A 10,958-nucleotide genomic window follows, 5' to 3' on the forward strand; every position below is an offset into this window, starting at 1 on the left:
CTCGGTCAGTGCTCCCTGGCACTTCAGGTCTGGTCTTCGAGCACCTCGAGTGAGGCGACGAGTCGGGTGCCGTTGGGGCGCACGGTGGCCGCGAAGGGTGCGGCCCTGGTGTTCTCGTAGACGACGATCGCCGCCGAGCACCCGAGGGCCGCACCGGTCTCACCGAGGTCGGTGTCGTCGAGCATGCAGGTGGCCGCCCCGGCGAAGAGGATCACGTCGATGTCGTCCTCGAGCCGATCTCGGAGACGTCGATCCCGCCCAGGGAGGCGTCGGTGTCCTTGCGGACGAAGGCGAGGTCCGGCACCGCGATGATCCCGCGCGCGACGAGGCCGTCCGGCAGCAGCAGGGCCGAGCCGTCGGTCTGCGGTAACTCGACGACGAGATGGTCGACGGGACCCAGGATGTCGGCATCGCCGATGGGATTCCTCTTTCCGCTGTGCCGGGAACAGGTGGTCGGGCCGTGTCCGGCTGTGTCGACGCGGTGACTGGAGCGCACGACCGGCAGTGGCGTCGTTCTCCGCTCGGCCGCGGACGACTCGCCCTTCGGTCGATGTGGTGACCGAAGACCTTTCGGATCCCTCCCGCGCAGCCATGCGGTCGGGATCGCACGAAGATCGTCAACTCGATGCGGGGTGGCCGGTGGCGCGCGCACAATACCGTACGTCGGGCCGGAGCGAAGGGAAGGCGAGTGGCATGTCCCAGGACACGAGTGTCAAACAGGGTGTGGCGGCCGGTACGTCCATCGGCGCCGCGATCATCCTCACCACGATCGGTATCCTCCAGATCTTCCAGGGGATCGCCGCCGTAGCCGAGGACGAGTTGTTCGTCGTCGGGATCGAGTACACGTACAAGTTCGACTTCACCACCTGGGGATGGATCCACATCGTGCTCGGTGCGGTGATCACCCTCGTCGGTCTTGTCCTCTTCACCGGCGCGACCTGGGCGAGGGTTGCGGCCATCGTGCTTGCGGCACTGTCGATTCTCGCGAACTTCATGTGGCTGCCCTACTACCCGTGGTGGTCGATACTGATCATCGCGCTCGATGTGGTCGTCATCTGGGCGGTGTCGACGTGGAACCCGCGTCGGGACTCCTACTGACGGCTTCGCCGGCAGGCCGGGACGTCGCCGATGACCGACGGTGACGCCCCGTCCGGCCTGCCCGACGTAGGAGGCCGACGGCTGCTCTGGCTGGCGGTGCTGCGGCCGCTGCTCACCACGGTGTTGCTGGTGATCGCGTACTTCGTGCTGCCGCTCGAGGACATCGACGATGTCTCCACCCTGGCGTTGCTGATCGGCGGGACCCTCCTGGTGTGCGCAGTGTGCGCCTGGCAGATCCGGCAGGTGCTGCGGTCCCCGTACCCGGCCGTGCAGGCGATCGAGGCGCTGCTGCTGTCGGTCGCCGTCTACCTCGTCGGGTACTCGACGGTGTATCACGTCCTGTCCTACAACTATCCGGAAGCGTTCGACGAGCCGCTCTCTCGGATCGACGCGCTGTACTTCTGCATGACCGTCTTCGCGACGGTGGGCTTCGGCGACATCGTCGCGACCACCGAGGGCGCGCGGGCGCTCGTCACGGCGCAGATGGTCGGCAACCTTGTCCTTATCGCGCTCGGCATCCGTTTCCTGACCGCGGCCGTGAAGTGGCGCCAGCAGCAGAAGAAGACGTGAGAGGAAGAATCCGATGGCCGAGACCTCGAGAAGCGCAACAGCAGTCGAACACCTCACCAGGGAGGAGCGGGCGGAACGCGGCCGGGCCGCCCGCGCCCGGACCCCGCTCTCCGCGCTGGCGGAGTTCGAGACGAGCGGTCGGCCCGATCCGCTCGACCTGCTGGAGAGGCAGGCGAAGTCCCGGGTGCCGGAGCTGGTCCCCGTGCGGTACGGCCGCATGGCAGAGACTCCGTTTTCGTTCTACCGGGGTGCAGCGCTGGTGATGGCCGACGATCTGTCCCGCGGACCGACCACGACCGTCCTCACTCAGCTGTGCGGGGACGCGCACCTGAGCAACTTCGGTATCTTCGCCACCCCGGAACGCAAGCTGACCTTCGACATCAACGACTTCGACGAGACGTATCCCGGGCCGTTCGAGTGGGACGTCAAGCGGCTCGTCGCCAGTCTCGTGATCGCCGCGCAGGACAACGGATTCACGAGCAAGCAGCAGGCGCGCATCGCCCGCGCCTGTGCCGCCGAATACCGCGAGACGATCGCCCGGCAGGCGGAGCGTGGGAATCTGGCGGTCTGGTATTCGCACATCGAAGCCGGCGCGGAACTCGCGGAGCTGCGCGACGAACTCGACTCGTCCATGAAGAAGCGCCTGCGCAAGACTCTCGAGAAGTCCCGGCACCGGGACAGCGTCCAGGCGCTGGCCAAGTTGACCGAGGTGGTCGACGGCCGGCGCCGGATCATCAGCAACCCGCCGCTCATCGTCCCCATCGAGGAGGTGCTGCCCGACGCGGACGCGGACGAACTCTACGCCGACCTGCACCAGCGCCTGCGCCAGTACCGCTCGACCCTCCAGTGGGATCGGCGGGTATTGCTCGAGCAGTTCGAGTTCGTGCAGGCGGCGCGCAAGGTGGTCGGTGTCGGTAGCGTCGGGACCCGGGCGTGGATCTTCCTGTTGCGCGGCACGGGTGACGACGACCCGCTCTTCCTGCAGGCCAAGGAGGCGCAACGGTCCGTGCTCTCGTACTACGTGGACGGACCGACGTTCGCCAACGAGGGCGAACGGGTGGTCAACGGCCAGCGGCTGATGCAGGCGGCCAGCGACATCTTCCTCGGCTGGCAGCAGGGCCCCGGCCCGGACGGGATCCGGCGCGACTTCTACCTGCGGCAGCTGCGGGACGGCAAGGGCTCTGCGGTCGTCGAGGCGATGACCCCCACCGGCATGACGCTGTACGGGCGGCTGTGCGGACGGGTGCTGGCGTACGGGCACGCCCGATCCGGCGACCGCATCGCGATCGCCGCATACCTCGGATCCGGAACCGAATTCGACGACGCCATAGCGGCTTTCGCGGTCGCCTACGCCGAGCAGAACGTCCGGGACCACGCTGCGCTCGTCGATGCGATCGCCGCGGGGCGGATCACCGCTCAGCGCGGTCTCTGATCCGAGGGAGCGCCGCCCGCCCCGTCCCGGCGTTGCTGTCCGGACGCCTGCCGGACCGCCTCGCCGAGCTGGAGCTCAGGCTTCCTCCAGCGCCTCGCCGATTCCCTGGAGCAGGCGGTGGTGATGCGCCTCGGCCAGAAGGTGGCCCGCGGTGATGGCAACCGCCACCGGCCACTCGAGGAGCTCGAGGGCCACCAGGGTGCCGACGCCTGCGAGGTATGCGAGCTGCTCGGGCGGCGGGAGGCTGATGTGGCCCATGACAGGCAGTTCCAGGACGAGGTGTTCGGCCTCACGCAATCGTTCGAGGGCGGGCCGGCGCGGCGACACCGCTGACGTCGTGGCAGCCATGGCAGTCCCTTCCACTGTCGGGCTTACGGACGAGCCGGCCGTGTTCCGGCCGTCGGGTCAGCGCCGGTCTCTGCGGTCTTCTCGCCGATCTTCCCGGCGGTCGGAACGCCGGCGGACGCCGTGAGCGACCACCGCTGCGGTTGCGACAGTCGTGGCCGTACGAGCCACGGGCGCGGGCCCGATCACTGCGGCGCGGCGCATGCGCCTGGCTGCGAGAGGCATGTCAGTCTCCTTCCGATTCGTCGGCTTCGATCGCGGCCAGCAGGGCCTGCACGGGAATGCGGCCGCTGGCCACCAGCTGTCCCCCGGCGCGGCGTACCGCCGATGCGAACGGTGCGGCCCACAGGTTCTCCCACACGAGCAAGGCCGCGGTGCTGCCGGGCTCTACGGCCGCGGCGACCGCCTCGACGTCCTCCTCGCTGAGCAGCATCGCCAGCTCGGCTTCGTAGGAGCGCAGCGCGCCGATCTCGGCTTCGTCCAGGTCGGCGAGCTCGAACGCTTCGAGCGATCCGTCGGTGTCCTTCTTCAGCAACAGCAGATCCAGGACGCGTACTGTTCCGCGTTCGACGAGTTCTTCGAGGGCGGGTGCGATCTCGCCCCTGAACCTGCTGCCCGGGAACTCCACTACGATCCAGTCCACCGGACCGAGTTCGTCGATGTCACTGTCGATTTGTCGTTCGACCTGTTCGGTCATCGCGTCGTCTCCTTTGCCGAGTTGCCGTCGATGGAGTGGCAAGGCCACATACCCGTGGCGGGTTCCACGTCTGATTCGGCGGCGTCCACGTGCCGCCTCGTCCCGGACGGCCGGCTTGTCGGAGAGTCCGATGACGACCTGGCAAGTCGGTCTGCCGGTGGGTTCTACGCAATCGACGGTAGACCTGATGGCCGCGCCCGGAAAGGAGCTCGGTGAAGACCGCTCGATCCGGTGACCTACGGCGCCTGAAATGGACCCGAGCAGGACAGACCGGATATTCCGGACGCAGATCCGGGGCCGCGGCGTCTACGCCTCGTGTGCCGGCTTCCGTTCGGGTCGGGGGTGGCGGCGGAACCATGCGGCGTACCGGTCGGCGAGGGGGGCGGCGGTGACTCCGTGGGCGAGGACCGACAGGCCCACGGTGACGACAGCGGTGAGCAGTAGCAGGTCTTCGTGGGGCAGGGTACCGGGTTCTTCGAGAATCAGGATGACGAAGACGATGGTGGCCAGTCCGCGGGGGCCGAACCAGCCGAGGAAGGCGAGGGTGGGGGTGCGGGCATGGGTGCCGAGCAGCGACAGTGCGACGGGGACCATGCGCACGACGGTCAGGCTCAGCGCGGCGTACGCGAGTACCGGCCACGACAGGTGTTCGAGAGCCGGGCCGAGCAACACCGCCCCGAGGACGACGAACGTCACGGCGTTGAACACATCCCCGGCCTCGTCGATCAGTTGGGAGACCTCCCCGTCGGCGCGGCGCCGGATCGTCCCGAAGGTCAGCCCACCGACGAACGCGGCGATGAATCCCGAGCCGCCGAGGGGCAGGGCGACGGTGTAGGCCAGCGTGGCTGCGGCCACCGGCACGATCTGAACCCATAGGGGGTCGATCGTGCGGTGCCGGCCGGCGAGGATCAGCACCGCCGCCGCGACCGCCCCGGCACCTACCCCGGCGAGGATGCCGTAGCCGATCTGCTCGGTGACCAACCGTACGGCTGCACCGCCGCCGATCGCCCCGGACTCGGCGCGTGCGATCGCCAGTACGATCAGGAACAGCGGTACGCAGATGCCGTCATTGAGGCCGCTTTCGACGTTGAGTCCCTGGCGCACCCGCGTCGGCAGGATCGGCAGGGTGACCACCGCCTGCCCGAGAGCGGCGTCGGTGGGCGCGAGGAGCACGGCGAGCAGCAGCGCCTCGGGCCAGGAGAGGTCGCCCAGCACGAGTACCGCGGCGGCGAAGCCGGCCGCGATGGTCAGCGGTAGCCCTATACCGAGAAGTCGTGCAGGAAGAGAGATCTCGGACCGTAGAGCGGTCGGGTCCACACCAGCGGCGTCGGAGAACAGCACGAGGGCAAGGGTGACCTCGGCGAGGAGTTTCACCGTTTCGCTGGTCGCCTCGATGTCGATCAGCCCGGCAGCCTGTGCGCCCAGCACGAGGCCGCCGACGGTGAAGACCATCGGAGCCGTGACGGAAGTGCCCGCAACCCGTCCGGAGATCGCCGCGAAGACGAGCAAGATGCCGGCGATCGCCGGGAGTGCCCAGGTCATGCTGCCCCCTCCGCGGGCGGAGGGCGGTGGCGGGGTGCGCCGGCCGGCCATCGGCGTCCGCGCGGCAGAACGAGAGCTGCCACACCCGACCACAGTGGAACTCCCAGGAACACCAAGATGATCCACATCATGAGTCGGGTCCTTGCCTCGCCGCACCGGAGTTCCGGGACAGGCGCGACCGGAGGGGCGGCGTCGTCATATTCTGCCGAATCCGAGACATCGTGCGACGAAATTTCGGCGGATCGCGCCGTTTGCACGTGCGGCGATTCGGCCGGTCGATACGCTCGGAATGCCGGAAAACGACAGGTCTGCTCGAGATCGGGAGCGTTGCCATGGCAAGAACCCACCACGGAAAGATCGCGGTCGACATTCGTGATTCCGTCCCGGATTGGGCGCCGTATCTGCCCGCGCAGGCGCCGGAGGGTGCCCCGAACGTTCTGATCATCGCCTGGGACGACGTCGGGTACGGCAGTATGGACATCTTCGGCGGCCCGATCGAGACCCCGACGATGCGGCGGATCGCGGACCGCGGCGTCAAGTACTCGAACTTCCACACCACCGCGCTGTGTTCCCCGACCCGGGCGTCGCTGCTGACCGGACGCAACGCGACGACCAACGGAATGGCGACCATCGCCGAATTGAGCTCCGGATTCCCCGGCATCAGCACCCACATCCCGTTCGAGAACGGGTTCGTCTCGGAGGTCCTGGCCGAGCGGGGGTGGAACACCTACTGCGTCGGCAAGTGGCACCTGACGCCGGGAGAAGAAATGAACATGTCGGCGGTCAAGAGCCGGTGGCCGCTGGGCCGCGGATTCGAGCGCTTCTACGGATTCCTCGGCGGCGAATCCAGCAGTTGGTACCCCGACCTGGTCTACGACAATCACCCGATCGAAGCGCCCGGAACGCCCGAGGACGGCTACCACCTGTCCAAGGACCTTGCGGACAAGGCGATCGAGTTCATCCGCGACGCCAAGACCATCGACCCCGACAAGCCGTTCTTCATGTACGTGGCCCCGCAGGCCGGGCACGCCCCGCACCACGTGTTCACCGAGTGGGCCGATCGGTACAAGGGCAGGTTCGACCAGGGCTACGAGGCCATCCGCGTCGAGATCCTGCAGCGGCAGAAGGACCTCGGGTTGTTGCCCGGGAACACCGAGCTGTCGCCGATCAATCCGCACGGGGAGCCGGCCACCACCGGGCCCGACGGTCAGCCGTGGCCGCTGCTCGACACCGTCCGGCCCTGGGACTCGCTCACCGCCGACGAGCAACGCCTGTTCGTCCGGATGGCCGAGGTCTTCGCCGGTTACATCTCCTACACGGACGACCAGCTCGGCCGGGTGATCGACATGCTCGAAGCGAGCGGTGAGCTCGACAACACCCTCGTCGTCGTGGTTTCCGACAACGGTGCCAGCGGGGAAGGAGGACCCAACGGATCGTTCAACGAATGGCGCTTCTTCAACGGGATCCCCGACACCACCGAGGGCACCCTGCCGCACCTCGACGAGCTGGGCACACCGGCGTCGTACAACCACTACAACACCGGCTGGGCGTGGGCCTTCGACACCCCGTTCCCGTACTGGAAGCGCTGGGCCGGCTACGAAGGTGGAGTCGCCGACATGTGCGTGGTCTCGTGGCCGGCGCGGATCGAGGCGTCGGCCGAACCTCGCTCGCAGTACGTCCACGCCGTCGACGTCGTCCCGACGATCTACGAGCTGCTCGGCATCACCCCACCCGCGGTTCTGAAGGGATACACCCAGAGCCCACTCGAGGGAGAGAGCTTCGCGGCCTCCCTGACCGATCCCACAGCACCGGGCAAGGACGTGCAGTTCTACACGATGCTGGGGCAGCGTTCGCTGTATCACGAAGGGTGGCTCGTCTGTTCCGTGCATCCGCCCCTGTCCGGGTGGGGGCACTTCGACAAGGACGTGTGGGAGCTGTACCACCTCGCGGAGGATCGAGCCCAACTGCACAATCTCGCAGACGCCGAACCCGAGCGGCTGGAAGCTCTGAAGAGCCTGTGGTTCTACTACGCGGGTCGTCACCACGGGCTACCGCTGGACGATCGCAGCGCCCTCGAACAGGTGCTCGCCGAACGTCCCCATCCCGGGAAGAAGCGCGACCACTATGTCTACTATCCGGACTGCGCGGACGTCCCGGAGGCGGCCGGCGTCGCCATCACCGGACGGTCCTACACGATCGTCGCCGGTGTGCACGTGGAGTCGGCCGCTGCCGAGGGAGTTCTGTACGCCCACGGCGGCCTGGCCGGCGGGCACAGCCTGTACGTCAAGGACGGTCGTCTGCGCTATGCCTTCAACTGGGTCGGCACGCACCTGCAGACCGTGGTCGCCGACCGGGACCTGACCCCCGGCGCTCACGTGTGCACCGCCGAATTCGCCGTATCGGGGAAGAACACCGATCCGGCAATGCCGGGTTTCGCCGGCACCCTGACTCTCTATGTCGACGATCAGCAGGTGGCCTCCGATGAGATCGTCACCCAGCCGGGGGCGTTCTGCCTCGTCGGTGACGGCATCTGCGTCGGGCGCGACAGCGCCTCGCCGGTCACCCCGGACTACGTGTCCCCGTTCCGCTTCGCCGGAGGCACGATCGACAAGGTCGTCGTCGACGTCTCCGGCGAGCGCTACGTCGACCACGAGGCGCAGGTACGGGCCTGGTTCTCGATCGATTGACCCGCGTCGCTCAGCGACCGCGCACGATGGAGTAAGACGCGATGAGGCAGGGGAACCCGATGAGGCAGGTGGACCTTTCCGTACTTTCCCCTTGCCTGGCTGCGGGCCGGTAGCGCCGGCAGTAGTCGGTGCGCAGAGGTGTGATCCGCCCTCGAGGACCCGCCGGGGTGGGTGTCGGCACCGTCGTCCATTCCCGCACGTTGCCGGTGGTGTCCTCGGGGCGGAACTCCTCCGACCCAAACCGGAAGGCCTCGCCCGGAACCACCTCATGTCCTTCGGTGCGGGGCCTGCTGGTTGCCTGCTCCGAGCATCTCGGAACCGGCTCGCCCGTTCTCCGGATGCCGTGCAGGACCTGTCCTACCGGACCTGCATGCCCGTCTGCCCAGCGGATGTCCGTCCCAGCGCCGTGGCCTTGAGTTGCTCGAACTCGGCCTCGGTGATCACTCCCGAGTCGTACAGCGCCTTCGCATCGGCAATGTGCTCGGCCGGGGACTTGTCGGCGACCTGCCGGATGTACTCGTCGGTGGCCTGCTTGGTCTCCTGCTGGGCGCGCATCGACCGCTCCGCCATACCGCGGCCCCGGGCGATCAGATAGACGAAGGCGGTCAGGTACGGCAAGAGGACCAGCCCGATGACCCAGAGGGTTTTGGCGAAGCCGGACACGGTGTGATCGCGGAACAGGTCGACCAAGATCTGGAACAGCACGATCAGGTAGGCCACGAAGGCGAAGACGATGATCGTGTACCACACGTAATCCCAGAACGAATCCATGATGTGCACTTCCTGTGTTCGGACCCCGGGTGGGGCGGAGCTCCCGAGGACCCGGGCGACTCACATCGAGAATGACACCGCGACCGGCCTCTCCCCAGGGGAGAAAGACCCTCGATCCCACCGCCGGGCGGCGGCTCCGGATCCCTCCCGCGACCACCCGAATCGAGCGGTGACCTTGTGCTCTACACCACCGGCCGCCGGCGGCGGAACACTGTAGTCGAGCAACGCAGGAGTATCGAGATGAACGCAGAGCAGCCCCTGGCCCTCCGGTTGTGGCGCCGCGCTCCGTGGAGCGGCAATCCCCTGATGCGACGATCCGAGCGAGTGGAATCCGCACTCGTCCTGATCGTGGCCCTGTTCGTGCTCGTCTTGATTCCGTTCGCCGCCGCCTACGGGACGGCGACCTACGCCCGGATCGGCCAACTGGCGATGCAGGAGCATCAGCAACGGCACCAGGTGGCGGCGGTCCTTCTCGGGGAACCGGCACCTGCGCGGGCCGATGCACTGACGGACACCGCGACACGGGGTCCGGGCAACCCGGATCGAGCGACCGCGCGGTGGACGACCGGAACCGGTGAAACACGCTCGGGCAGGGTGGAGGTGCCCTTCGGTGCGAAACCCGGCGAGACGATCGATATCTGGATCGACTCGAACGGTGATCCCGTCGCCGCGCCCAGAACAGGTTCGGACGGCGTCGTAGCCGGTGTCATTGCGGCGCTCACGGTGTGGGGGATGGGCTCCGGGGTCGCGCTGATGCTCCTGTACGGAGTGCACCGGGCAGGTGTGAAGCGGAGGATCTCGGCGCTGGATCGGGAGTGGAACGACGTCGGAAGGAGCCCGGGATGGTCGATGGGTTGACCGTCGGGATGCCGGCCGGCGCGAAGCGGCATGCTCGATCTTCTTGCCGGGTAATATCTTGCGTCGGGAGGCCCGGATGAGCGACTGGGTGTGCCGGCTGACGATGCCGAAGGATTCCGGCGACAGTCCGGCTCAATTGCATCTGGTGCTCCGCGACGATCTCACGGACGCGGAGGTGCTCGTCCGCGTCCTAGGCCTGGTTCACGAGTTCTACGGTCCCCGCGTGCAGGTCGACGATCTGAGGCCCGAGTCCTGGGCGCAGACCCGGGTCGCGTCCCGGCTCCGAAGCTCACCCGCCGGATGAGGAACGGAGGCGATACGGCAGGTCGTTTCACCGCAGATCATCGAGCCGGATCTCAGGGAAGGGGACGGGGCGTGTCCGAGGATGTGCGTGTCGGTTACGGCGGTGCGGGCCACGGCAGCGTGAGCCGGGGCAGTACCGCCGAGAGGAGCGTCGGGCAGAAGATCGCGACGGGCATTTCGGTCGGTGCCGCCGTCGTTCTTGCCACCGTGGGAATTCTGCAACTGCTGCAGGGCATCGCGGCCGTCGCGGAGGGCGAACTGTTCGTGGTGGGGCAGAAATACACCTTCGAGTTCGATCTCACCACGTGGGGTTGGATCCACATCGTCACCGGTGCCGTCCTCATCGTGGTAGGCGCTGCCCTCCTCACCGGGGCCACCTGGGGGCGGGTCGCGGCGATCGTCGTCGCGGCCCTGTCGATCCTGCTCAACTTCATGTGGTTGCCGTACTACCCGTGGTGGTCGATCCTGATCATCGCTCTCGACGTGGTGGTCATCTGGGCGGTCTCGACCTGGGATCCACGGCTGGACTACTAGGTTCGCGTGAAGGCCGGACCGAGGTGATCGACCCCGGGCCGTCCACCGATCGGCGGAATATCAAAGGGTGCAGAGGTTTCGATCCCCCTGAAGCGCTTCGTCCGCCGCCGTGTCACACCGA

At 67.6% G+C, this 10,958-nt stretch carries 11 protein-coding genes and 1 pseudogene; 7 read left to right on the forward strand and 5 right to left on the reverse strand.

Going from position 1 to position 10,958, the window contains the following annotated elements; all coding sequences use genetic code 11:
* Positions 1–23 precede the first annotated feature (23 nt).
* Positions 24–418 (reverse strand): annotated as a pseudogene (locus AC2IPW_RS01080) (DUF6325 family protein).
* A gap of 275 nt (positions 419–693) precedes the next feature.
* Here AC2IPW_RS01080 and AC2IPW_RS01085 point away from each other — a divergent pair.
* From AC2IPW_RS01085 to AC2IPW_RS01095, 3 genes are read left to right on the forward strand one after another with little or no spacing between them, the layout of a single operon-like run.
* Positions 694–1,098 carry a DUF7144 family membrane protein gene (locus tag AC2IPW_RS01085; RefSeq protein WP_003939434.1) on the forward strand — a complete coding sequence of 135 codons (405 nt, stop codon included), beginning with the start codon at positions 694–696 and terminating at the stop codon, positions 1,096–1,098.
* 30 nt (positions 1,099–1,128) lie between these two features.
* On the forward strand, positions 1,129–1,668 hold the full coding sequence (locus AC2IPW_RS01090) for a potassium channel family protein (protein ID WP_003939435.1): 540 nt from the start codon (positions 1,129–1,131) through the stop codon (positions 1,666–1,668).
* A gap of 13 nt (positions 1,669–1,681) precedes the next feature.
* Entirely contained in the window at positions 1,682–3,100 is a 1,419-nt protein-coding gene (locus AC2IPW_RS01095; RefSeq protein WP_003939436.1) for a DUF2252 domain-containing protein, read from the forward strand.
* Positions 3,101–3,175: 75 nt separating this feature from the next.
* On the opposite strand, the gene AC2IPW_RS01100 is transcribed toward AC2IPW_RS01095, so the two are convergent.
* From AC2IPW_RS01100 to AC2IPW_RS01110, 3 genes are all read right to left on the reverse strand, one after another.
* Positions 3,176–3,448 (reverse strand): hypothetical protein, encoded by a 273-nt coding sequence (locus AC2IPW_RS01100; RefSeq protein ID WP_003939437.1) that lies wholly within the window; start codon positions 3,446–3,448, stop codon positions 3,176–3,178.
* Positions 3,449–3,671: 223 nt separating this feature from the next.
* On the reverse strand, positions 3,672–4,142 hold the full coding sequence (locus AC2IPW_RS01105) for a DUF6325 family protein (protein WP_486376085.1): 471 nt from the start codon (positions 4,140–4,142) through the stop codon (positions 3,672–3,674).
* Between the two features lie 306 nt (positions 4,143–4,448).
* Positions 4,449–5,684, reverse strand: coding sequence for a cation:proton antiporter (locus tag AC2IPW_RS01110; RefSeq protein ID WP_416062431.1), 1,236 nt, complete (start codon positions 5,682–5,684; stop codon positions 4,449–4,451).
* A gap of 332 nt (positions 5,685–6,016) precedes the next feature.
* On the opposite strand from AC2IPW_RS01110, the gene AC2IPW_RS01115 reads away from it, so the two are divergent.
* Positions 6,017–8,371, forward strand: a complete 2,355-nt coding sequence (locus AC2IPW_RS01115) for an arylsulfatase (RefSeq protein ID WP_486376086.1) — start codon at positions 6,017–6,019, stop codon at positions 8,369–8,371.
* Positions 8,372–8,728: 357 nt separating this feature from the next.
* Here the strand turns inward: AC2IPW_RS01115 and AC2IPW_RS01120 are convergent, their stop codons facing one another.
* Positions 8,729–9,142, reverse strand: coding sequence for an SHOCT domain-containing protein (locus tag AC2IPW_RS01120; RefSeq protein WP_486376087.1), 414 nt, complete (start codon positions 9,140–9,142; stop codon positions 8,729–8,731).
* A gap of 240 nt (positions 9,143–9,382) precedes the next feature.
* On the opposite strand from AC2IPW_RS01120, the gene AC2IPW_RS01125 reads away from it, so the two are divergent.
* The 3 genes from AC2IPW_RS01125 to AC2IPW_RS01135 all read left to right on the forward strand — a co-directional run bounded on the left by AC2IPW_RS01125 (position 9,383) and on the right by AC2IPW_RS01135 (position 10,837).
* Positions 9,383–10,000 (forward strand): Rv1733c family protein, encoded by a 618-nt coding sequence (locus AC2IPW_RS01125; protein ID WP_416062433.1) that lies wholly within the window; start codon positions 9,383–9,385, stop codon positions 9,998–10,000.
* A 76-nt stretch (positions 10,001–10,076) separates the two neighbouring features.
* Positions 10,077–10,304 (forward strand): hypothetical protein, encoded by a 228-nt coding sequence (locus tag AC2IPW_RS01130; RefSeq protein ID WP_054373396.1) that lies wholly within the window; start codon positions 10,077–10,079, stop codon positions 10,302–10,304.
* 71 nt (positions 10,305–10,375) lie between these two features.
* Complete coding sequence (locus AC2IPW_RS01135) at positions 10,376–10,837, forward strand: DUF7144 family membrane protein (protein ID WP_486376088.1); 462 nt, start codon at positions 10,376–10,378, stop codon at positions 10,835–10,837.
* The last annotated feature ends 121 nt before the right edge of the window (positions 10,838–10,958 follow it).

The sequence above is a fragment of the Rhodococcus sp. NS-SX18 genome (assembly GCF_057367935.1).